Annotated in this window: 25 protein-coding genes and 1 tRNA gene; 23 read left to right on the forward strand and 3 right to left on the reverse strand. The window is 44.6% G+C overall.

Annotated features, from left to right (window positions below):
• The first annotated feature begins 726 nt into the window (after nucleotides 1-726).
• From A3GY_RS0106535 to rpmH, 12 genes are all read left to right on the forward strand, one after another.
• Nucleotides 727-1,116, forward strand: a complete 390-nt coding sequence (locus tag A3GY_RS0106535; protein ID WP_018030616.1) for a hypothetical protein — start codon at nucleotides 727-729, stop codon at nucleotides 1,114-1,116.
• A gap of 17 nt (nucleotides 1,117-1,133) precedes the next feature.
• Nucleotides 1,134-1,418: a hypothetical protein gene (locus tag A3GY_RS0106540; protein WP_018030617.1), complete on the forward strand. Its 285-nt coding sequence runs from the start codon at nucleotides 1,134-1,136 to the stop codon at nucleotides 1,416-1,418.
• A 370-nt stretch (nucleotides 1,419-1,788) separates the two neighbouring features.
• Entirely contained in the window at nucleotides 1,789-2,988 is a 1,200-nt protein-coding gene (locus A3GY_RS0106545) for an argininosuccinate synthase (RefSeq protein ID WP_018030618.1), read from the forward strand.
• A gap of 228 nt (nucleotides 2,989-3,216) precedes the next feature.
• Nucleotides 3,217-4,593: an argininosuccinate lyase gene (argH, locus tag A3GY_RS0106550; protein WP_018030619.1), complete on the forward strand. Its 1,377-nt coding sequence runs from the start codon at nucleotides 3,217-3,219 to the stop codon at nucleotides 4,591-4,593.
• A 91-nt stretch (nucleotides 4,594-4,684) separates the two neighbouring features.
• A complete protein-coding gene (gene rnpA, locus A3GY_RS0106555; RefSeq protein WP_018030620.1) occupies nucleotides 4,685-5,044 on the forward strand; it encodes a ribonuclease P protein component in 360 nt (119 codons plus the stop codon).
• A 19-nt stretch (nucleotides 5,045-5,063) separates the two neighbouring features.
• A complete protein-coding gene (locus A3GY_RS0106560) occupies nucleotides 5,064-5,843 on the forward strand; it encodes a YidC/Oxa1 family membrane protein insertase (protein ID WP_373757068.1) in 780 nt (259 codons plus the stop codon).
• Nucleotides 5,844-5,855: 12 nt separating this feature from the next.
• The gene (gene jag / locus A3GY_RS0106565; protein ID WP_018030622.1) at nucleotides 5,856-6,722 is read left to right on the forward strand and encodes an RNA-binding cell elongation regulator Jag/EloR; all 867 of its coding nucleotides are present in this window, start codon (nucleotides 5,856-5,858) and stop codon (nucleotides 6,720-6,722) included.
• 147 nt (nucleotides 6,723-6,869) lie between these two features.
• Nucleotides 6,870-7,730, forward strand: coding sequence for an ABC transporter ATP-binding protein (locus A3GY_RS0106570; RefSeq protein ID WP_018030623.1), 861 nt, complete (start codon nucleotides 6,870-6,872; stop codon nucleotides 7,728-7,730).
• On the forward strand, nucleotides 7,727-8,572 hold the full coding sequence (locus tag A3GY_RS0106575) for an ABC transporter permease (protein WP_018030624.1): 846 nt from the start codon (nucleotides 7,727-7,729) through the stop codon (nucleotides 8,570-8,572). The genes A3GY_RS0106570 and A3GY_RS0106575 overlap by 4 nt, the downstream gene beginning before the upstream one ends.
• Before the next feature lie 114 nt (nucleotides 8,573-8,686).
• Nucleotides 8,687-9,142: a LytTR family DNA-binding domain-containing protein gene (locus A3GY_RS0106580; protein ID WP_018030625.1), complete on the forward strand. Its 456-nt coding sequence runs from the start codon at nucleotides 8,687-8,689 to the stop codon at nucleotides 9,140-9,142.
• Between the two features lie 8 nt (nucleotides 9,143-9,150).
• Nucleotides 9,151-9,546 carry a DUF3021 domain-containing protein gene (locus A3GY_RS0106585; RefSeq protein ID WP_018030626.1) on the forward strand — a complete coding sequence of 132 codons (396 nt, stop codon included), beginning with the start codon at nucleotides 9,151-9,153 and terminating at the stop codon, nucleotides 9,544-9,546.
• A 100-nt stretch (nucleotides 9,547-9,646) separates the two neighbouring features.
• Nucleotides 9,647-9,781, forward strand: coding sequence for a 50S ribosomal protein L34 (gene rpmH, locus A3GY_RS10095; RefSeq protein WP_002262507.1), 135 nt, complete (start codon nucleotides 9,647-9,649; stop codon nucleotides 9,779-9,781).
• Nucleotides 9,782-9,838: 57 nt separating this feature from the next.
• Here the strand turns inward: rpmH and A3GY_RS0106590 are convergent, their stop codons facing one another.
• Nucleotides 9,839-10,720: a diacylglycerol/lipid kinase family protein gene (locus A3GY_RS0106590; protein WP_018030627.1), complete on the reverse strand. Its 882-nt coding sequence runs from the start codon at nucleotides 10,718-10,720 to the stop codon at nucleotides 9,839-9,841.
• A 147-nt stretch (nucleotides 10,721-10,867) separates the two neighbouring features.
• On the opposite strand from A3GY_RS0106590, the gene A3GY_RS0106595 reads away from it, so the two are divergent.
• From A3GY_RS0106595 to A3GY_RS0106615, 4 genes are all read left to right on the forward strand, one after another.
• Nucleotides 10,868-12,094, forward strand: a complete 1,227-nt coding sequence (locus tag A3GY_RS0106595; protein WP_018030628.1) for an ArgE/DapE family deacylase — start codon at nucleotides 10,868-10,870, stop codon at nucleotides 12,092-12,094.
• A gap of 229 nt (nucleotides 12,095-12,323) precedes the next feature.
• Nucleotides 12,324-13,106 (forward strand): TatD family hydrolase, encoded by a 783-nt coding sequence (locus A3GY_RS0106605; RefSeq protein WP_026161963.1) that lies wholly within the window; start codon nucleotides 12,324-12,326, stop codon nucleotides 13,104-13,106.
• A complete protein-coding gene (gene rnmV / locus A3GY_RS0106610) occupies nucleotides 13,090-13,662 on the forward strand; it encodes a ribonuclease M5 (protein ID WP_018030630.1) in 573 nt (190 codons plus the stop codon). Before A3GY_RS0106605 ends, rnmV begins: the two co-directional genes overlap by 17 nt.
• Nucleotides 13,663-13,679: 17 nt before the next feature.
• The gene (locus A3GY_RS0106615; RefSeq protein ID WP_018030631.1) at nucleotides 13,680-14,201 is read left to right on the forward strand and encodes a methyltransferase family protein; all 522 of its coding nucleotides are present in this window, start codon (nucleotides 13,680-13,682) and stop codon (nucleotides 14,199-14,201) included.
• 103 nt (nucleotides 14,202-14,304) lie between these two features.
• On the opposite strand, the gene A3GY_RS0106620 is transcribed toward A3GY_RS0106615, so the two are convergent.
• Nucleotides 14,305-14,619, reverse strand: coding sequence for a winged helix-turn-helix transcriptional regulator (locus A3GY_RS0106620; RefSeq protein ID WP_018030632.1), 315 nt, complete (start codon nucleotides 14,617-14,619; stop codon nucleotides 14,305-14,307).
• 100 nt (nucleotides 14,620-14,719) lie between these two features.
• On the opposite strand from A3GY_RS0106620, the gene A3GY_RS0106625 reads away from it, so the two are divergent.
• Both A3GY_RS0106625 and rsmA read left to right on the forward strand, forming a co-directional pair.
• Nucleotides 14,720-15,334: a nitroreductase family protein gene (locus A3GY_RS0106625; protein ID WP_018030633.1), complete on the forward strand. Its 615-nt coding sequence runs from the start codon at nucleotides 14,720-14,722 to the stop codon at nucleotides 15,332-15,334.
• 83 nt (nucleotides 15,335-15,417) lie between these two features.
• The gene (rsmA, locus tag A3GY_RS0106630; RefSeq protein ID WP_018030634.1) at nucleotides 15,418-16,290 is read left to right on the forward strand and encodes a 16S rRNA (adenine(1518)-N(6)/adenine(1519)-N(6))-dimethyltransferase RsmA; all 873 of its coding nucleotides are present in this window, start codon (nucleotides 15,418-15,420) and stop codon (nucleotides 16,288-16,290) included.
• 40 nt (nucleotides 16,291-16,330) lie between these two features.
• Here the strand turns inward: rsmA and A3GY_RS0106635 are convergent.
• Nucleotides 16,331-16,413, reverse strand: a tRNA-Leu gene (locus A3GY_RS0106635).
• A gap of 102 nt (nucleotides 16,414-16,515) precedes the next feature.
• Between A3GY_RS0106635 and rsgA the strand changes: the two genes are divergently transcribed.
• The 5 genes from rsgA to A3GY_RS0106660 are packed head-to-tail and all read left to right on the forward strand — an operon-like array spanning nucleotide 16,516 to nucleotide 20,889.
• Complete coding sequence (rsgA, locus tag A3GY_RS0106640) at nucleotides 16,516-17,388, forward strand: ribosome small subunit-dependent GTPase A (protein ID WP_018030635.1); 873 nt, start codon at nucleotides 16,516-16,518, stop codon at nucleotides 17,386-17,388.
• Between the two features lie 6 nt (nucleotides 17,389-17,394).
• The gene (gene rpe, locus A3GY_RS0106645) at nucleotides 17,395-18,054 is read left to right on the forward strand and encodes a ribulose-phosphate 3-epimerase (RefSeq protein WP_018030636.1); all 660 of its coding nucleotides are present in this window, start codon (nucleotides 17,395-17,397) and stop codon (nucleotides 18,052-18,054) included.
• Nucleotides 18,047-18,679: a thiamine diphosphokinase gene (locus A3GY_RS0106650; RefSeq protein WP_018030637.1), complete on the forward strand. Its 633-nt coding sequence runs from the start codon at nucleotides 18,047-18,049 to the stop codon at nucleotides 18,677-18,679. Before rpe ends, A3GY_RS0106650 begins: the two co-directional genes overlap by 8 nt.
• A gap of 1 nt (nucleotide 18,680) precedes the next feature.
• Nucleotides 18,681-19,955 carry a DNA recombination protein RmuC gene (locus A3GY_RS0106655; protein ID WP_018030638.1) on the forward strand — a complete coding sequence of 425 codons (1,275 nt, stop codon included), beginning with the start codon at nucleotides 18,681-18,683 and terminating at the stop codon, nucleotides 19,953-19,955.
• Nucleotides 19,945-20,889, forward strand: coding sequence for a 3'-5' exoribonuclease YhaM family protein (locus A3GY_RS0106660; RefSeq protein ID WP_018030639.1), 945 nt, complete (start codon nucleotides 19,945-19,947; stop codon nucleotides 20,887-20,889). The genes A3GY_RS0106655 and A3GY_RS0106660 overlap by 11 nt, the downstream gene beginning before the upstream one ends.
• Nucleotides 20,890-20,891 lie beyond the last annotated feature (2 nt).

Here is a 20,891-nt window from a genome sequence, read left to right on the forward strand (position 1 = left end):
CCATATCTACAACGGTCCTAATATCTATAGTCTCTTATCTGACGAACAGCAGGAAAAAGTTGATGCGATTAAGGGGAAAATCTATAATTATGCTGACCCTAAAGATATGATTAGCATGGTGGGGCGTGACATCAGTCAAGGCAGTGAGGGGGCTGTAGGAGTGGTCTACTATGTTGACAGTCAATCGAAAGGCTTCGCAGANCAGCACATGACCTTGGGTTATGCCTTGGACAAGGAGGGCAAGATTAAAGTCCTGAACACCATTGAAACCGCTGCTCTGAATAAGGTTTATACGGGCATGGAGACTTATCAACAGCTCAAAGCCAGCCTGTCATCTGGCGGTCTGACCGGGCATGAACAGGTNTATCTGGATTATAGCCAAGCCAGTGTTATCGCNGCTTCTCTGGGCACCATTGCGCAAGAGGCTTATGAGCAGACCAANGCCATTCGAGATGANGCAGTAGCCGAAGCTGAGGACGTGTGGGAAGACATCAAACGCCGTCCTTTTTCTGTGACCCATCTGACCGATGAGGAAATCATGGCCATCTATGCCGAAGAAGGTGTGACTTATGAGTCCGTCGTGGGTGAGGTGACGGATTATTTTGACAAAAAAGTGAAGGNTGCGCAAGAGCTGGCTGAGGCTTTTAGCCATTTAAGCCAAGAAATCGAGACTGGGATGCAGGCCATCCTTGCCGAAGATGCGACTTTAGCTGGGGAGATTGTCCAATGGACCAGTGGGACGTAATCGGTCATAAAGTCCAGCAGTTAGAAGGTCAGCTGTATCAGCTGGAGGAAGACTACCGAAGGGACAGAGGCAGTATCGAAGAAGAAATGGCCGTCTATCAAGACCGCTACCGGTGGTTTCAGACCTTGGTAGAAACCAAATATGACGCAGCGCTTGGTGACTTTAGGCAACGGGAGGTCAGCGATTACCATGAACTGACCGCTATGGCGGATGCCTACCTGCTAGACGGTGACCAGCAGCTGCAGGCGGTCCTCCAAGACTGTGAGGAGAGATTAGACCAGTTAGAAGCCAGCTATCGAAAGGCCTATGATAGCGCAGAAGACCAACTCCAAGCGGCTTATGCCCAACGCCGACAATTGGACATTGAATGATGAAAGGAAAAGGATGAGTGGATTGTTTGTTAGGAACGAGTCAGGCCTTGTCTGACGGTGACTTAGGAGAACTTGAAAAGACCCTTGAGAAACAAACGGTGCGGATCTTAGCAGGTTTTTATAAGGGACGCCCGAGTACAATCAAGTCGACGTATAAGCAGAAAATGGCGGCTTCTGCCAAAGCTGCGAAGAAGACCTTGAAAGCTTCTGCAGGAGCCTTGGACCAAGAGGTTAAAGGGACCTTTTCAACCGCGATTAAGACAGCGGTTAAAGAGAAGGCAACTGGCTATGATAAGTTGTAACATAATGGCATAAAAAATAACCTTCGTTGAGCTCTAGTAACCTAGATGGCAACGGAGGTTTTTAAGTCATGAAAAGTCTTTATCTGCGCAAGTGCTTACAGAGGAAATGTAATGGATCAAAACAATGTTGAATTCTTTCTTTTTTGAAGTTAAAAACTGGGAGTTCTTATTTTCTTAATTGAGGCTCAAACAATGCTGGGCTATCTGAGAAAATCTAGAGATTTGTCTTTTTTGTTTGACAGGAAAAGTTGGTATTTATAAATAAAAATACATTTTTTTAAAAATATACTTGACTTTTGTATATTTATGCAATATAATACATAGTAAGCTTAGCAAATAGCTATCAATTATTGCAGAAAAGAGTATTACTATGTCAAAAGAAAAAGTTATCTTAGCTTATTCAGGGGGTCTTGATACCTCAGTTGCCATCGCCTGGCTCAAAAAAGATTATGATGTTGTTGCCGTTTGTATGGATGTTGGTGAAGGGAAAGATTTGGACTTTATCCATGACAAGGCTCTGAAAGTTGGCGCAGTGGAATCCTATGTCATTGATGTCAAGGAAGAATTTGCTCAGGAGTACGTCCTTCCTGCACTTCAGGCCCATGCTTACTATGAGCAAAAATACCCGCTCGTATCAGCGCTTAGCAGACCCTTGATTTCTAAAAAACTAGTCGAAATTGCCCATCAAACTAAGGCAACTACTATTGCACACGGTTGTACCGGTAAAGGGAATGATCAGGTGCGTTTTGAAGTAGCTATCGCTGCGCTTGACCCTAATCTCAACGTCATCGCTCCAGTACGTGAGTGGAAATGGTCACGGGAAGAGGAAATCAACTATGCCAAAGAAAATGGTGTTCCAGTGCCAGCTGATTTAGATAATCCCTACTCAGTTGACCAAAACCTTTGGGGGCGTGCTAATGAGTGCGGTGTTCTTGAAAATCCTTGGAATCAGGCGCCAGAAGAAGCCTTTGGCATCACAACTGCTCCAGAAAATGCTCCAGACACACCGGAATTTGTTGACATTGAATTTAAAGAAGGTGTTCCCGTTTCTGTCAATGGAGAAGAGCTGAGTCTGGCTAATCTTATTCAAAAATTGAACGTGATTGCAGGGAAACACGGTGTCGGCCGGATTGACCATGTGGAAAACCGTCTGGTCGGGATTAAATCACGGGAGATTTATGAATGTCCGGGAGCCATCACGCTCTTAGCTGCCCATAAAGAAATCGAAGATTTGACTCTGGTACGTGAAGTGTCCCACTTCAAGCCTATTCTTGAAAATGAGCTGTCAAACCTGATTTATAATGCGCTTTGGTTCAGCCCGGCGACACAGGCTGTGATTGCCTATATTAAGGAAACTCAAAAGGTTGTTAATGGAACAGCCAAGGTGAAACTTTATAAAGGACATGCACAGGTCGTGGCTCGGAAATCACCAAATTCACTTTACGATGAAAATCTGGCGACGTATACGTCTGCGGATACCTTTGACCAAGATGCAGCCGTTGGTTTCATCAAACTTTGGGGACTTCCCACCAAGGTAAATGCAGAAGTTGGCAAGTTGGCAGATCAATAACATAAGAGCTGTGATTTCTAAGGAAAAGTATTTTAGATAAAAGCAGTCGGAGAGCTGCATCTAAAAGGCTTTTCTTCAATACTACTCGTCATTGCGGTCAGAGAGCCGCACCGAGCTTAAATAAGACTATCCGGAGAGATAGATTTTAAGAATTAAGTGCAGTGACACCACATAAGGCTAGGCGACTAGCCTTTTTCTATAGAAAAATGACAGAATAAGAGGATTGTTATGGCAGAGAAAAAATTATGGGGAGGCCGTTTTGAAGCGGGTCTTGAAAAATGGGTCGAAGAGTTTGGCGCCAGCATTAGCTTTGACCAAAAAATGGCTGAGTTTGATATCAAAGGCTCCTTGGCCCACGTCACTATGCTGGGAGAGACGGGGATTATTCCTCAGAAGGAAGCAGATACCATTAAAAAAGGTCTGGAAGAGTTATTGGTGGCTTATCAGTCAGGGGAGCTAACATTTGATGTCTCTAACGAAGACATTCATATGAATATTGAAAGTCTACTGACGGAAAAAATAGGATCTGTTGCTGGAAAACTGCACACTGCCCGCTCACGGAACGACCAGGTGGCAACGGATATGCATCTCTATCTCAAAGCAAAGCTAGGCGAAGTGCTAGAAAAATTGGCGCATCTGAGAAGTGTCTTGCTGGCGTTGGCTGAGGAGCACGTCGAGACGATAATGCCGGGCTACACGCATCTGCAGCATGCCCAGCCGATTTCATTTGGTCATCATCTCATGGCTTACTACAATATGTTTACCAGAGACAGCGAACGTTTCACCTTTAATCTTAAGCATACGGATCTCTCCCCTCTCGGTGCAGCGGCATTGGCTGGGACCACTTTCCCGATTGATCGCCAGCGAACATCGGACTTAATGGGCTTTGCAGCACCCTACTCTAATTCCTTGGATGCAGTATCGGACAGAGATTTTATTTTGGAGTTTTTAGCCAATAGTTCTATTCTGATGATGCATATGTCACGGATATGTGAAGAAATAATCAGTTGGTGCAGTCAGGAATTCCGATTTGTAACCTTGTCTGATACTTTCTCGACCGGATCCTCCATCATGCCACAGAAGAAAAACCCCGATATGGCAGAATTGATTCGTGGCAAATCTGGCCGAGTTTACGGCAATCTTTTTGGTCTCTTAACGGTCATGAAATCCTTGCCATTGGCCTATAATAAGGACCTTCAGGAAGATAAGGAAGGGATGTTTGACACAGCCGAAACGATTACGGTAGCGATTGACATCTTGGCGGGGATGCTGACCAGTATGACCGTACACAAAGAGCACATGGCCGCGTCAACCGAAAAAGATTTTTCAAATGCGACGGAACTGGCAGATTACTTAGCCAGCAAAGGACTGCCTTTCCGGCAGGCGCATGAAATTGTTGGGAAATTGGTCCTAGAGTGCAGTAAAGCAGGTCATTATCTGCAAGATATCCCTCTGGCGCGCTACAAGGAAGTATCGGATCTCATTGATGCCGATATCTATGAAACTTTGTCTTCCAAAACAGCCGTAGAGCGCAGACATTCACTTGGAGGGACAGGTTTTGATCAGGTCAGCTGGCAGATTAAACAAGCCAAACAAGATTTATAAGCGAGAGCAATAAGTCAGGAATCTAAGGATTTTTGGCTTTTTCTCATTTTATGATATAATAAAAGGTAATTTGAAAAGATGGGGTTGTGTTTTGAAAAAAAGCTATCGTGTCAAGAGCAACAAAGATTTTCAAGCGATTTTTTCGCGGGGGCAAAATGTTGCCAATCGAAAATTTGTGGTTTATAGCTTGGCCAAAAAACAGGACCACTACCGAGTGGGTCTGTCTGTCAGTAAAAAGCTGGGCAATGCGGTGACCCGCAATGCCATCAAACGAAAATTACGCCATGTGATTATGGAGCTGTCACCCCACTTGACCAGTCACGACTTTGTTGTGATTGCCAGAAAAGGGGTTGAGGTCTTGAACTACCAGGACATTAAAAAAAACCTCACTCATGTTCTAACACTTGCAAAACTCTATCAGGAAGGTTCAACCAGTGAAAAGGAAAGTTAAGTTAATTAGTCTGGCTTCAATGGCCTTGCTCATTTTAGCTGCCTGTGGCCGCAGTCAAATAACCAGCCAGTCAAGTGGCGTTTGGGAACGGTTTGTCTATTTCTTTGCTGAAATTATTCGTTTCCTGTCCATAAATGGAAACATCGGCGTTGGGATTATACTCTTTACGCTTCTGATCCGTATTCTCTTGATGCCGCTATATCATATACAGCTCAAGTCAGGCCAGAAGATGCAAGAAATTCAGCCGGAGCTGAAGGCTCTCCAGGCTAAATATCCTGGCAAAGACAGTGACAGCCGGATGCGCTTAGCCGAAGAAAGTCAGGCTCTCTATAAAAAGTATGGGGTGAATCCCTATGCCAGCCTCTTACCACTCTTAGTGCAAATGCCCGTTCTATGGGGACTTTATCAAGCGCTGACCCGTGTCGGATCGCTGACGCAGGGGCACTTTCTCTGGCTGGATATTTCAAAACCAGACCCTTACTTTATCCTGCCGATTTTAGCGGCTGCTTTTACCTTCCTATCCTCCTGGCTGACCAACAAAGCAGCCAAAGAAAGAAATGGTATGATGACGGCCATGACTTATCTGATACCAGTTGTCATCTTCTTCTTTTCTTTCAACATCGCCAGCGGGGTTTCCTTGTACTGGACAGTCTCCAATGCCTTCCAAGTGTTCCAGATTCTCCTGCTGAATAATCCTTTTAAAATTATTGCAGAGCGTCAGAGACTGGAAGACGAGGAGCGGCAAAAACAAGCCAAAATTAGACGTGCCAAGAAAAAAGCACAGAAAAAACGAAAATAAAGGAGAACTATCATGGTATTATTCACAGGAAAAACTGTTGAAGAAGCTATTGAAGAAGGACTGCGTCAGCTGGGCATTTCTCGCATGCAGGCTCATATTCGGGTCATTTCCCGCGAGAAGAAAGGCTTTTTAGGATTTGGGAAAAAGCCGGCACAAGTTGAGGTCGAAAATATAGATGAAAAAACAGCTCATCAGGCTGACCAAAAAGCCGTGAGAGGTGTCCCAGATCACATTAATCAGCAAAACGAGCCGGTCAGCAGTAAAGAAGAAGACGCTGTTGAACTCAGCAAACAGGGCAAAATTCAGGCTGAACAAGCGGAAACGCCTGTGACAGAGACTGAAAAAGTATCAGCTGCTGATCAAGCGAATGACAGTTTTGAGGATTTTGTTGCCAGTGAGTTTAATCAGACAGATGATGTTGAGGCCATTGAAGAGGCTAGTAAAGAAGTCGCGGATTACATCCAGAAAATCATTTATGAGATGGATTTGGAGGCCAGTATTGACATCAGTCACAATCGTCGCCACATTAACCTGCAGATTGAAACTCAGGAGCCTGGCCGTGTCATAGGTTACCATGGCAAAGTGCTCAAATCTCTTCAGCTCTTGGCTCAAAACTTCTTGCACGATCGCTATACGAAGCACTATTCGATTACTTTGAATGTGCATGATTACATGGAACACCGGGCTGAAATCCTGATTGATTTCACCAAGAAAACCGCTCAAAGAGTTTTGGAATCCGGTCAATCTTATGAGATGGATCCAATGAGCAATATCGAACGCAAAATTGTTCATAAGACTATCGCCACTATTGACGGCGTCGAAAGCTATTCTGAGGGAGATGATCCCAATCGCTATGTCGTTGTTGTTGCTAGAGATTAAAAGCTATTTTGCCAGCTTTTAATCTGCTCTCAGACAAGTGGCTGGCCAAATCTCACCGCTTAAGGTCAGAATTTAACCACTTAAGGTAAAAAGCCCCACAGGGCTTTTTAAGTTTGTTAAGATAAAGGTGTCAGTAAGGAGGCTTTTATGGAACTAATACGAACCCATCAGCTATCGAAAAATTATCAGGGCAAAGCAGCTGTTAAAGCGCTCGATTTAAACATCACGCAAGGCAGTTTTGTCGCTTATCTGGGGACCAATGGAGCTGGCAAGTCAACGACCATCAAGATGTTGGTTGGGCTGCTAAAACCAAGCTCAGGTCAGATCAAGAAGAAGCCTGACCTCAAAATCGGAGTGGTCTTTCAGGACAGCATTCTTGACGGAGAGCTGACGGTTATTGAAAACCTGAAAAATCGAGCGGCCCTCTATAAGAACCTAGATCACAATTGGTTCGACAAAGTCATTGCCTTGACCCAATTAGAAGATATCCTTCATCAAAAATACAGCAGCCTGTCCGGCGGTCAAAGACGCCGGGTCGATATTGCCCGTTCTTTGATTCATCAGCCAGATTTGCTCTTTTTAGATGAACCGACGACAGGTCTTGATGTTCAGACCCGAAAGCTCATTTGGAATCTCATCCACCAGCTGCGTCTCGAACAGGGATTGACGATTTTTCTGACTACACATTATTTAGAAGAAGCTGAAACAGCAGATCAAATCTATATTATTGACAAAGGCAGTATTTTGGCACAAGGCTCAGCACAGGAGATTATCGAAGGCTACAGCCAAAATCAACTCCTCTTTAAAGTGACGAATCCAGAAGCCTTTTTGTTAAAGGAGCCTAGGGTTTCTGAGACGGAGGAAGGCCTGCTGATTGAGGGCTTGGCTGCTCAGGAGACCATTGTCTTTTTGAGCCAGTACCAAGAGGAAATTACTCAGTTTGAATATAAAAAAGGCGGTCTCAGCCATGCCTTTCTTGCCATTACCGGAAGGGAGATTTCATCATGACGGCACTTGTTTTTAGACATTTAAAACTCTATTTTCGGAATAAATCCAATGTCTTTTTCTCTATTTTGGGCGCCTTGATTGCCTTTGTACTCTATCTCGTTTTTCTGCAAAAAAACTTAGAAACTAGTTGGAAACAGATTCCGGATTCCCAGCTTTTGCTGGACCTATGGGTCATGGGTGGTGTGTTAGCGGTAACCGGAATCACAACTGCCTGGACAGGTGCGGCTAAGATTGTGGTTGATAAGGAGCGGCAGGTCTGGGATGATTTTATTTTAACGGATTTGTCGCCATTTAAAATACAACTCTCTTATCTTCTTTCGGCCAGCTTGATTGCCCTTGTCATGCAGGCTTTCCTCTTTGCCGTTATGGCGGCTTACTTTAGTTGGCAGGACGGCTTGACCATTCCTCTTGCGCTTTATCCTCAGCTTCTCTTAGTCGCCGTCATCAGTGCTGTCAGCGCTGCCTTGCTGTCGGTTATTATCGTGCAGTTTCTGTCGTCTACGGAAGCTGAAGGCCGTCTGGGAACTATTATTGGAACAGCCTCTGGTTTCTTGGTTGGTGTTTACGTGCCGATTGGCGTTCTGCCGACGATGGCACAGAATGTGATTAAGTGTGTCCCGGGGGCTTATGTCGCTTCGCTTTACAGACAGCTTTTGATGACCGAAAAACTGGACGGTCTAAACATTCCCTTGGCGGAGTTCAAGGAATTGATGGGGATTGGGCTCAAACTGGAGCATTTAACGACCGAGGCAGATACCTATAAAATCTTAGTCTTGGTCATTGGTCTTGAAGCGTTGATACTACTGGCTGTCGTTCTTACCAAGACGGTTAAGAAAGTTTAAGACCGTCCGTTTCGGTCGTGGGGGAACCCTCTGGAAAAAAACAACAGGACTTGCGCAATGGCGCGGAAACCGCTAATATGATAGGTAAGATGATTCCCAGAGAAAGAGGCCGAGATGCGTTACGATTTTAAAGAAGACCCGACCCTGACTGACGGAGAGATTGAGGTTCTGGTTAAAAGCCAAACCCTCAATCGGCCAACCCAACAATTCCTAGATTACTTGAATCAATATCAGCAGGAAACTCAGACCGTTCTTCCTGTCAAAACGAAAGATCGCATTGAGATGATTCGGACAGAAGACTTGATTTTGGTGGATGTTGAGGGAGCTAATTTGTTGCTCGATACCACCAAGGGGCGTCTGGTCACCAGTGAGCGTTTGTATAAGTTTATGGAGCGCTTGGGAAATCCAGATTTTATTCAGGTCTCTAGGCATGCTGTGATTAATATCAATCATTTAGAAGCTTTGGAAAACAGTTTTTCAGGGAATATGCTGGCGATTTTGACCGGGCGCATCAAGACGGATGTCAGCCGGCGTTACCTGTCACATTTAGAAAAACGTCTGGGATTGTGAGGAAAAAGATGCGAAAATTACTAGAAGCTTTTTTAATTGGAATCGGCTATGGCACCATTGTCTATGTTTCTTGCCTTTATATTCAGGGAGTAGAAACCCAGACCCTGTCCAATATTGCCAGTGTGGCTTTGTTTAGCGGTGTTATTGGGATTGTCAGCCTTATTTTTTTAGTGGACGCGCTTGCTCTAAAATGGCAGCTGCTGATTCATTTTTTGTCTGTTTTTGGTTTGATTGTCGGCATGAATGCTTATAACGGCTTTACCGATCAGTTTTTTCACCCTCTGTTTTTGGGCGGTTTTGTCTTGATTTATGTTCTCGTCTGGCTGGTCATGCTTTATCTGACCCATGAAAAAGTGAACCGGATTAACCATAAGCTAGAGGAGAAGCGTAAAAATAAATCTTGACATTAAGCGGTCTTTATTATAGAATATTCTAGTATGTTTAGTAACTGATCAAAAAATAGCCGGCTAAACGAATACGAAAATCTATGAGGAGGTATTCAAAGTGAAACGTACTTTTCAACCAAGTAAAATCCGTCGTCAACGTAAGCATGGATTCCGTCACCGTATGTCAACTAAAAATGGCCGTCGCGTGTTAGCTGCACGTCGTCGTAAGGGACGTAAAGTATTATCAGCTTAGTTGATAATCTCATAAGAATACAGAGAAACCAACAGAAACTCGAGTCTGTTGGTTTTTTTAATAATAGACAGATAAGTGAGATGGAAGAACAGATAGACGAATAGGGAGGCTGTCGCCTTCATCTCCATCGACGTTGATTTGTAGGTCTCCTTTAGAAAGTTTAATTACCCCCTCCTTGAAAGTTTCATAGCCAAGGGTATTACTTTCTTCAGTTACCCCTCCTACCAGTTGAGGAATGGCAGACACGGTATTCAAGAAATGACTGTCTTTCAAGTACATAAGGTGCAGGAGGCCGTCGTCGACTTTGGCATTTGGTAAGAGCGATTCAAAGCCCCCGATGGAGTTTGTAAGCCCGATTAAGATAGTGGTAGAGGTAATTTCCTTGACTTCACCATCTAATTGAACCTGAAAATGATATTTTTGATTGTTCATCAATTCCTTGAAGCCATTGATAAAGTAGGCCATTTTGCCATAGCGTGTCTTTTCATCTGGGGCAACGTCATTGATGGCCTGGGGAATAGCCCCAATCGCAACGACATTCATAAAGTAACTATCATTTACCTGGCCGATGTCAAGGGGTCGCCTATGATTAGGGTCAAATTGTGCAATAGCTTGAGCAGGATCAAGGGGAATCTCTAAAGCGCGTGCTAGGTCATTGACGGTACCAAGGGGGAAGAATCCAAAATGTGGCCGATGTTTTTCTTTAGCAAGACCGCTGATGCCTTCGTTGACAGTTCCGTCTCCACCCATAACAATCACGCTATCAAACTGTTTTTGGGCAGCCTCTTTAGTAAAGCGAGTCGCATCGCCAGCTTTTTTGGTTTCTTTTACCTCAACATAATCGAAATAGGCTTTTAATTTCTCAAGGGCCTGTTTTTGGAACCCTGGTGCTTTTTCACCACCAGAACTAGGATTAACAACTAACAAAGCTTTTTTCATAGCGATTCTCCTTTCAAAATACAAGTTACCTCTATATTATAAGGTATTTAGACTGTGATTGCAAAGAGGAGCTCTTTCTCCCGTGAATTCAAGCTTTCGAAAAACAATTAAAGGTGATATACTAGTATATTACAAGGAGGGATCGATATGGTAACAAAAGAAGAAGCAGTCCAATTGTTACAGGACATGATACAGATTAATACAGAAAATGATAATGAAGAAGAACTGGCTCGCTATATTCAAGAGTTTTTAACTGCTCATGGCATTGAGAGCGAGTTAGTGGAATTTGCGCCAAAGCGTGCCAGTTTAGTAGCGGAAATTTCAAATGGCCCTGGGAAAAAATTGGGCCTAACTGGTCACTTGGATGTTGTCAGTGCTGGAAATGCAGAGGATTGGACCTATTCTCCTTTTTCAGGTTTCGTTGATGAAAACAAGATTCTTTGGGGACGGGGAGCTTCAGATATGAAGTCGGGTCTTGCAGCTCTTGTTCTGGCTATGGTTGCCCTCCATGAATCACAAGACTATTCAGGGACTATTCGTTTGTTGGCGACTGTTGGTGAAGAAATTGGAGAATATGGTTCCAAGCAGCTAACGAAGCTGGGCTATGTGGATGATTTAGATGGCATGCTAATTGGAGAGCCTTGTAATATTGGGATTATTTATGCTCATAAAGGCTCTTTGAACTACAAGGTCACTTCTAAGGGTACGGCAGCTCATTCCTCCATGCCAGAACTCGGTAACAATGCCATTGAGCACCTCAATCATGCGATGCTGAAGATATCAGAAGCTATTGCACAAGAAACAACAAAGCATACTGATCCAGAGTTGGGTCAAACCTTTCATAATATTACGGTGGTAACAGGGGGCCAACAGGTGAATTCTATTCCCGATTGGGCAAGTTTTGAGGCTAATGCCAGGACAATTCCTGCTTATGATAACCAAGACGTGATTCGGACAGTCAAGTACGTGATTGAGGAGCTGAATGAGCAAGAAGGATTTGATTTAAATCTAGAGGTGACTGCTGATCAAAAACCAGTTGTTAGTGATAAGCATTCTCCACTCATTCAGTCTATTTTGAAAGTACAGCAGCAGTTCCCTAGTTTACAGGTTCCTGCCCAGTTGAAGCAGATGGAAGAGGTTTTAGGAGGTGACCTGTCAGGACAAAACGATCTGCCAAGCACCTTAGTCCCTCTAGCAGTATCGGGAACAACCGATGCAGCCCAATTTACTCAGTCTAAGAAAACGTTTGATGTGGCCGTCTATGGCCCGGGCATTCCCATGCTCAATCACAAGATTGATGAACGTTTACCGGTGGATCAATACTGGGATTTTATTGCGATTTATCAAGCCATTCTATCCGACTATCTTTCATAATTGGAATGTTTGCCGGATACTGATGAAAGATAAAACTGTTATAGGTGTCATCTGTTTATACTCTATTCAAAATATAATATACTAGAGACAGAAAAGGTCTCACAGGATTTAAAGATGGCCAGTTTGAAGAATAACCATAAAAGAATGCATCGAACAAGGTTTGGTGCTTTTTCTCAGTCAAAGACAGAGTTGGCTTATGGTATAATGATAGAAAAGAAAGAAAAGCATGATGATACAAATATTTGACACCCACACCCACCTAAACGTCGAGCAGTTTGATGGTCGGGTCCAAGAAGAACTAGATTTTGCCAAGGAAATGGGGGGCACCCTCCACAATGTCGTTGGTTTTGACCGAGCAACCATTGACAAGGCTGTGGAGCTTGCTGATCAGCATTCTGAAATCTATCTGACATTGGGTTGGCATCCGACAGAGGCTGGCACTTATGACGAGGAAGTAGAACGTTATCTACTCAAGTCTCTTAAACATCCCAAGGTCATTGCCCTGGGGGAGATTGGACTGGATTACTACTGGATGACGGCAGATAAGGAAACCCAGGCTCGTGTTTTCAAGCGACAGATGGAGCTGGCCAAGCAGTTGGACTTACCCTTTGTGGTTCATACTCGCGACGCTCTGGAAGATACTTACCAGATCATCAAGGAAGTGGGTGTCGGCCCGCGGGGTGGCATTATGCATTCCTTTTCTGGCACGCTGGAGGAGGCTCAGGCCTTCATGGACTTGGGCATGCGCATCTCCTTCTCGGGAGTTGTGACCTTCAAAAAAGCCACGGAACTTCAGGAAGCTGCGCAAGCTTTGCCCTTAGAAAAAATCCTAGTCGAAACGGACGCACCCTACTTGGCCCCTGTGCCCAAGCGCGGTCGGGAAAACCGCACCGGCTACACCCGATATGTGGTGGAAATGCTGGCCCAGCTTCGCAACCAGTCGGTCGAAGAAGTGGCGAAAGCGACCTACGAGAATGCAAGGAGCCTGTTTAAGATTGACAGAGAAAATTAAAATCCAAGAAGTCCTGGTGGTCGAGGGCAAGGACGACACAGCCAACCTCAAACGCTTTTACGAGGTAGACACCTACGAAACCAGAGGCTCAGCCATCTCAGACGATGACCTAGAACGCATAGAGAAACTTCATGCCCTGCGTGGGGTCATCGTCTTTACCGACCCAGACTACAATGGGGAGCGGATTCGCAAAATCATTATGCAGGCCATTCCTACAGTCAAGCACGCCTTTTTACAACGGGACGAAGCTCGGCCCAAGTCCAAGACTAAGGGACGATCCTTGGGCATTGAGCACGCCAGCTTTGAGGACTTGGAAAAGGCATTAGCAGGTGTACGGGGCCACTATGACGACGAAAACCATTTTGACATCAGCCAGCAGGACCTGATTCGCCTAGGTCTCCTCATGGGGGCAGACAGCCGCAAGCGCCGTGAATATCTGGGAGAATGCTTGCGCATCGGCTATAGCAATGGCAAACAGTTGCTGAAACGCTTGGAACTGTTTGGAATTAGTTTGGCGGATGTTGAGAAAGTGATGACGGATTATCAAGAAAGTTAAAAATAGGAGGAAATCCTATGCCAGCTTTTTACCTACTCGTTCCGTTCCTGCTTATCCGATTTATTTTTCTTTCACTCTTGGATAGGAAGGCAACGGGGCGGGCAGCCCATTTTGCTCCCATGCAAGGGAAAGAGATGATAGCCTACTATCTTTATCAATTCTCTACCCTTATGCTCTTGCTTGTCCCTTTCTTGCTAAAAGTCAGTCTTTCTTTCTCTACTGTTTTCTATTTAGGATCAGGAGTCTATTTTTTAGGTAGCCTGTTTCTCGTTTTGGTTATGAAAGATTTTGCCAATCCCGATGAAAAGGGCTTGAATACCGAAGGACTTTATGCGCTGTCCCGTCACCCAATGTATCTTGCTTATTTTGTTTTCTTTTTAGGCATGGTGATGCTTACTCAGTCGCTAATATTGCTCATTGTGCTAGCTATTTTTCAACTATCAGCTCACTTTATCATATTGGCGGAGGAAAGAGAGTGTTTAGTAAAATTTGGTGTTGCCTATCAAGAGTATCAAAAACGTGTTAGGATGTACCTGTGAAGTTTATTGCTACAAATCAGACTGTTATCTATAAGGGAAGATTTAGCTAATGAAAAAAATTGCCCTCCTGCGCGGTGTTATGCCCGTTTGAAAAATAAGATTTTTATAAATTTTCCCTACCCCATTCATTGATATTTAGCAGTAATGTCAACAGGCTATGCCCTTTATCAGTTAATGTGTATTGGGTATGGAGTGGCCAGGTTTGAAAATCTTCTCTTGCAATGAGACCATTCTGAGTCAGGTCGTCCAGAGAACGGACCAGCATGGTTTTGGTAATACCTGTTACCTCGCGTTGTAATTGATTGAAGCGTATGGGTTCGTTTTTCGAAATGTTCCAAAAAATCTGGAGCGTCCATTTACCTGAAAGAGCATCCATAAGGCGGGTCAAACCACAGTTCCAATTCGGTTTTGTCTGCATATTGAGTCTCCTTTTTAGTAGGTCACAAAAAAGTGCCTACTGTTTTTCTGTTACTGGCTTTATTATAATAAAACTATCTTGAAAAACAAGGAGACTTATTATGAATGATCATTTACGTTTTTTAGACGGACGTGCCTCTGTTCGACAGTTTGATTGCCATGCCATCTTATCAAATGATCTTATTAGGGAAATGCTGGAGCATGCCAGCTATGCTCCGTCTAGCAATAATTTTCAGCCTTGGCGTGTCATGGTTGTTAAAAATAAGGAAAAGCAAAGAGAGTTGAGGAAATTATCAGCTGATCAGCCACAAGTTGAGACGGCGTCGGCGGTTTTTCTCCTATTTGGGGATAAGCAGGCTTATGATTTAGACTGGTGGCAGGCTTTTCATCTGGAGAAGAAAGTTGTCGCAAAAGAAGATGTGACATATCGTATTGATCGTATTCGTCGGTATTTGGCTCTTCACCCTGAGGATAAGGAGATTGAGGGATTGCGTTTAGATGTTGGCCTTTTTGCCATGAACCTCATGCAGGTGGTGCGAGCTTTTGGCTATGACAGTGTGCCTATGCGCGGTGCAGACTTTGACGGGATTAAAACCTATCTCAAAGTGCCGAGTGATTGGGAACCCATTTTGATGCTGCCGGTGGGTAAGGCTTTGCAAGCGGGGTATCCGCATGTGAGAAAGCCTGTAGAAGAATTTACGGAAATCGTTGAATAAAGCAAAGCAGAGGGTCAATAGTGTCGGCCTCTGTTTTATTTTGTGTTACAATAAGAGGGTAAAAAAATGGAAATGAGAATAATATGCGTATCGCAGACAAAACCGTCACCCGCGCTGTCCTTGAGCGCCACGGGTTTACCTTTAAGAAATCCTTCGGTCAGAATTTTTTGACTGATACCAATATTTTACAGAAGATTGTAGATACGGCAGAGATTGACCGACATGTCAATGTCATTGAGATTGGTCCTGGAATTGGGGCCTTGACCGAGTTTTTGGCGGAAAATGCTGCCGAGGTCATGGCCTTTGAGATTGACGACCGCCTGATTCCGATTTTGGCGGACACCTTGGGCCGCTTTGACAATGTGACTGTGGTCAATCAGGACATTTTGAAGACCGATTTGCAAACGCAAATCCAGAATTTCAAGAATCCTGACCTGCCCATCAAGGTCGTGGCCAACCTGCCTTACTATATCACCACCCCCATCCTCATGCACCTGATTGAGAGCAAGATTCCTTTCAGCGAGTTTGTGGTCATGATGCAGCGGGAGGTGGCCGACCGCATTTCTGCCGAGCCAAACACCAAGGCCTACGGTAGCCTGTCCATCGCGGTCCAGTACTACATGACCGCCAAGGTGGCTTTCATCGTGCCTAGCACTGTCTTTGTACCTGCACCAAATGTGGACTCCGCTATTCTTAAAATGGTTCGCAGGGAGCAACCCTTGGTGCAGGTTCAGGATGAAGATTATCTCTTCCGGGTGTCCAAGGCAGCCTTTGTTCACCGCCGCAAGACCCTCTGGAACAACCTGACCAGTCATTTCGGCAAATCAGAGGAAATCAAGGAAAAACTCGAAAAAGCACTGGAACTGGCTGACGTCCAACCCTCCATTCGCGGGGAAGCCCTGTCTATCCCTGACTTCGGTCGTCTGGCGGATAGTCTGAAAGAAGTAGGATTATAAGCAAAAAAGAGCCGAACCAACCAGTTCAGCTCTTTTAGAATGCGGAGGAAGGGATTTGAACCCTCACACCCGTACGGGCACATGCGCCTGAAGCATGCGTGTCTGCCGTTCCACCACCTCCGCATATAATCTATTATACCTTTTTTTTGAGATTTGCCAAGAAGAATGAAGCGATTTATATCTTTTTTTGTTATAATAGGGCTATTCAAGTCAAAAGGAGAACACTTGCAAGGTAGAATTATCAAAGCTTTAGCGGGCTTTTACTATGTGGAAGCTCAGGGCCAAGTTTATCAGACGCGGGCGCGCGGCAATTTTAGAAAAAAAGGTCAAACCCCTTATGTCGGGGATTTTGTGGACTTTTCGGCTCCAGAAAATTCAGAAGGTTACATTCTGGCGATTCATAATCGGAAAAATACCCTCGTTCGTCCGCCTATTGTTAATATTGATCAGGCGGTAATCATCATGTCTGCCAAAGAGCCTGAATTCAGCAGCAATCTCTTAGACCGTTTTCTAGTCCTTTTGGAGCATAAGCGAATCAGGCCTCTGATTTACATCAGCAAGTTGGACCTCTTGGACGACTGGTCCCAGATGAATCAGATGAGAGCAGCATATCAAAAGATTGGCTACGACTTTCTCTACTCCCTGGAAGAACTCACTCCCATGCTGGCGGACAAAATCACCGTCTTCATGGGTCAGACAGGTGTCGGCAAGTCAACGCTTCTCAATAAACTGGCTCCTGATTTGGCTTTGGAAACTGGAGAGATCTCTGGCAGTTTGGGACGGGGCCGGCATACGACACGAGCGGTCAGTTTTTATGACTTAGAGGGAGGAAAAATTGCTGATACGCCTGGATTTAGTTCCATTGATTACGAAATAAGTAATAGTGAGGATCTAAATGCAGCCTTCCCTGAGATTCACGCCATAAGCCTGAACTGTAAGTTTCGTTCCTGTACACACACGCATGAACCTGCCTGCGCTGTTAAGGAGGCCTTGTCAGAAGGCCAGTTAGGGCAGTTCCGCTATGAGCATTACCTGCAATTTCTCAGTGAAATCGAGAATCGCCGAGAAACCTATCGCAAGACAGCCAAAAGAAAGTAGGTTATTATGTCAACTTATAAAATCGCACCATCCATTCTCGCTGCGGACTATGCCAATTTTGCTGGTGAATTAAGACGAATTGAAGACAGCGGAGCTGACTATGTTCATATCGATATTATGGATGGCCAGTTTGTTCCGAATATTAGCTTTGGAGCTGACGTCGTGGCTAGCTTGCGTAAGCACAGCAAGTTGGTTTTTGACTGCCATCTGATGGTGGTTGACCCAGAGCGTTATGTGGATCAGTTTGCTCAGGCGGGGGCTGATATCATGACGATTCATACCGAGGCGACAGATCATATTCATGGAGCCCTGCAAAAAATCAAGGCCGCAGGCATGAAGGCTGGTGTAGTAATCAATCCGGGGACCCCTGTTTCGGCTTTGGAGCCTGTTTTAAACCTTGTGGATCAGGTGCTTATCATGACGGTCAATCCTGGTTTTGGCGGTCAGGCCTTTATTCCGGAATGCCTGGATAAAATTGCCGACGTCGCTCGTCTTCGGGCTGAGAAAGGCCTTTCGTTTGATATTGAGGTCGATGGCGGCATTGACGACACCACCATCAAGTTGGCCAAATTAGCAGGAGCTAATGTTTTTGTTGCAGGATCTTATCTCTTTAAAGAGGATCTGTCAGCAGGTGTTCAGCATTTGAAGGATGCTCTAGATGCTTAGGGTTGGTCTGTTTTCGGGCGGGGACTTGACCTTTTTCACGGAAATCTTTGACTATTATGTAGGGGTTGACCGTGGCAGTCTTTTTTTGCTGGAACAGGGACTGCCGTTAGATTTGGCTGTCGGTGACTTTGACTCTGTAACGGCTGATGAATTATCAGACATAAAAAAAGCAGCCGGCAAAATCTATCAGTCACCATCTGAGAAGAATGACACGGATACAGAACTTGCCCTGAAACGGATTTTCCAGCAATTTGAGGATGCAGAGGTCACTGTTTTTGGCGCTTTAGGGGGCAGGGCGGACCATAGCCTGTCGAATATTTTTCTGCCTAGTGACCCTGAGCTTGCCCCTTTTATGGGGCGTATTGTACTCAGGGATCAGCAAAATGTGGTGCGTTATTTCCCTGCTGGCAGACACCAGATTTCTCAAGAAAAAGACAGCAGTTATATTTCGTTTATGCCAGAAGGCGCTGCTGATTTAGAAATCAGGGGTGCCAAGTATGAATTGACGGCATCTCATTTTTTTAAAAAGAAAATCTACAGCAGCAATGAATTCATTGGTCAGCCTATTGAGTTTTCTGTCTCACAGGGTTACCTGATTGTCATTCAAACAAAAGACAAGGATTAGTATGGAAGGACTACTTTTATTGATAACAGCGGCCAGTTTGTCTGTCAGCCTGGCTGTTTTTCTAAAATTTGACAAGCATAAGACAGAGTTGGCGCAAAGATTAGACGATCATGCTGATAACCTTTCTGAGCAGATTTCCTATCAGCTAGATTTGGCTCAAAAAAATCAGATTCTAGAAATGTCTAAGGATATCAGCCACTTACAAAAAGAACTCTACAGTCAGCTTAAAGACTTGCAGGAAGTGCTGTACCAGAACCTATCTGCGAATCGAGACCGTTCAGATCAGCGACTGGATCAGATCAATCAGCAGTTGAGCCAGTCTGTTAAAGAGATGCAGGCGTCAAACGAAAAGCGTCTGGAGGAAATGCGGCAGACTGTCGAAGAAAAGCTGGATCAGACCTTGCATAACCGTCTCAAGACATCCTTTGAAACGGTGTCGAAGCAGTTAGAAAGTGTCAATCAGGGGCTGGGAGAAATGAAATCAGTCGCTCAGGATGTCGGCACCCTTAATAAGGTTCTGTCAAATACCAAGACCAGAGGAATTCTCGGTGAGCTTCAATTAGGGCAGATTATCGAAGACATCATGACGGAGCATCAGTACGAACGTGAATTTGTAACCGTCAGCGGGACCTCAAATCGTGTTGAGTACGCGATTAAACTGCCTGGGACCAATCAAGATGACTATGTCTATCTGCCGATTGATTCAAAATTCCCTTTGGAAGACTACTACCGTCTGGAAGAAGCTTATGAAACAGGTGATAAAGGAGCTGTTGAAGCCTGTCGTAGAGCTCTTTTAGCGGCGATTAAGACATTTGCGAAGGATATCCGTAAGAAGTATCTGAACCCACCCGAAACAACCAGCTTTGGCATCATGTTCCTGCCCACAGAAGGTCTCTACTCCGAAGTGGTTCGCAATGCTAACTTCTTTGACAGTCTGCGTCGGGATGAAAATATTGTTGTCGCAGGACCATCAACCTTATCTGCCCTTCTGAATTCCTTATCGGTTGGTTTTAAAACCCTTAATATTCAAAAGAATGCTGACGACATCAGTAAGATTTTAGGCAATGTCAAAACAGAGTTTGGTAAATTTGAAAGTATGCTTACCAAGGCTCAGAAACAGCTCGATACGGCCAGCAAGAGCATCAATACGCTTCTGACGACCAGGACGAACGCTATTGTCCGTGCCTTAAATACCGTCGAAACTTATCAAGATCAAGCGACAAGCAGTTTCTTAAATCTCCCGCTAGTAGAAAGTGAGGAAACCCATGAAAATTAGCCAAATGAAGAAAGATGAGCTTTTTGAGGGCTTTTACCTGATAAAGTCAGCAGAAGTTCGAAAAACAAGAGCTGGAAAAGACTATATTGCTTTTACCTTTCAGGATGATACCGGCGAAATCTCGGGTAACCTGTGGGATGCACAGCCTTATAATGTCGAAGAATTTACCGCCGGCAAGGTTGTCTTCATGAAAGGGCGTCGTGAAGTGTATAACGGAACGCCTCAGGTGAACCAGATTAGTCTGCGTCATCCTCAAGAAGGAGAACCTAATAATCCCAAAGAGTTTAAAGAAAAGGCGCCTGTTGATGTAGACGACATCAAAGATTATCTGGAACAGATGCTCTTTAAAATTGAGAACGCCACATGGCAGCGTCTGGTGAGAGCTCTTTATCGGAAGTACCATGATGAATTTTTCACTTATCCAGCTGCTAAGACCAATCACCATGCTTTTGAGTCCGGCTTAGCCTATCACACTGCCACCATGATTCGTCTGGCAGATGCTATTGGGGATATTTACCCTCAGTTAGATAAAAGTCTGCTCTTTGCGGGAATTATGCTTCATGATTTAGCGAAGGTCATTGAATTGTCAGGACCGGACCAGACAGAGTACACGGTGCGGGGGAATTTGATAGGTCACATTGCTCTGGTTGATGAAGAAATCAGTAAGGCTTTGATTGAGCTATCCATTGATGACAGTCAAGAAGATGTTATTATCCTTCGCCATGTGATTTTAAGTCATCATGGACTTTTAGAATATGGCAGTCCTGTCCGCCCTAAGATTATGGAAGCCGAAATCCTTCACATGATTGACAATATTGACGCTGAAATGATGATGATGACCGCGGCCCTTTCCCGTGTCGGAGAAGGAGAGATGACCAGTCGCATTTTTGCTATGGACAATCGTTCTTTCTATAAACCCAAAAAAGATCATTAAAA

The sequence above is a fragment of the Streptococcus ferus DSM 20646 genome (assembly GCF_000372425.1).
Classification (GTDB): Bacteria; Bacillota; Bacilli; order Lactobacillales; family Streptococcaceae; genus Streptococcus; species Streptococcus ferus.

Coding starts and splice junctions, on each gene's coding strand:
- A3GY_RS0106535 (WP_018030616.1), top strand. CDS start 727: ATGGACCAGTGGGACGTAATCGGTCATAAAGTCCAGCAGTTAGAAGGT.
- A3GY_RS0106545 (WP_018030618.1), top strand. CDS start 1,789: ATGTCAAAAGAAAAAGTTATCTTAGCTTATTCAGGGGGTCTTGATACC.
- argH (WP_018030619.1), top strand. CDS start 3,217: ATGGCAGAGAAAAAATTATGGGGAGGCCGTTTTGAAGCGGGTCTTGAA.
- A3GY_RS0106560 (WP_373757068.1), top strand. CDS start 5,064: ATGGCCTTGCTCATTTTAGCTGCCTGTGGCCGCAGTCAAATAACCAGC.
- jag (WP_018030622.1), top strand. CDS start 5,856: ATGGTATTATTCACAGGAAAAACTGTTGAAGAAGCTATTGAAGAAGGA.
- A3GY_RS0106570 (WP_018030623.1), top strand. CDS start 6,870: ATGGAACTAATACGAACCCATCAGCTATCGAAAAATTATCAGGGCAAA.
- A3GY_RS0106575 (WP_018030624.1), top strand. CDS start 7,727: ATGACGGCACTTGTTTTTAGACATTTAAAACTCTATTTTCGGAATAAA.
- A3GY_RS0106580 (WP_018030625.1), top strand. CDS start 8,687: ATGCGTTACGATTTTAAAGAAGACCCGACCCTGACTGACGGAGAGATT.
- A3GY_RS0106585 (WP_018030626.1), top strand. CDS start 9,151: ATGCGAAAATTACTAGAAGCTTTTTTAATTGGAATCGGCTATGGCACC.
- A3GY_RS0106590 (WP_018030627.1), bottom strand. CDS start 10,720: ATGAAAAAAGCTTTGTTAGTTGTTAATCCTAGTTCTGGTGGTGAAAAA.
- A3GY_RS0106595 (WP_018030628.1), top strand. CDS start 10,868: ATGGTAACAAAAGAAGAAGCAGTCCAATTGTTACAGGACATGATACAG.
- A3GY_RS0106605 (WP_026161963.1), top strand. CDS start 12,324: ATGATACAAATATTTGACACCCACACCCACCTAAACGTCGAGCAGTTT.
- A3GY_RS0106615 (WP_018030631.1), top strand. CDS start 13,680: ATGCCAGCTTTTTACCTACTCGTTCCGTTCCTGCTTATCCGATTTATT.
- A3GY_RS0106620 (WP_018030632.1), bottom strand. CDS start 14,619: ATGCAGACAAAACCGAATTGGAACTGTGGTTTGACCCGCCTTATGGAT.
- A3GY_RS0106625 (WP_018030633.1), top strand. CDS start 14,720: ATGAATGATCATTTACGTTTTTTAGACGGACGTGCCTCTGTTCGACAG.
- rsmA (WP_018030634.1), top strand. CDS start 15,418: ATGCGTATCGCAGACAAAACCGTCACCCGCGCTGTCCTTGAGCGCCAC.
- rpe (WP_018030636.1), top strand. CDS start 17,395: ATGTCAACTTATAAAATCGCACCATCCATTCTCGCTGCGGACTATGCC.
- A3GY_RS0106650 (WP_018030637.1), top strand. CDS start 18,047: ATGCTTAGGGTTGGTCTGTTTTCGGGCGGGGACTTGACCTTTTTCACG.
- A3GY_RS0106655 (WP_018030638.1), top strand. CDS start 18,681: ATGGAAGGACTACTTTTATTGATAACAGCGGCCAGTTTGTCTGTCAGC.
- A3GY_RS0106660 (WP_018030639.1), top strand. CDS start 19,945: ATGAAAATTAGCCAAATGAAGAAAGATGAGCTTTTTGAGGGCTTTTAC.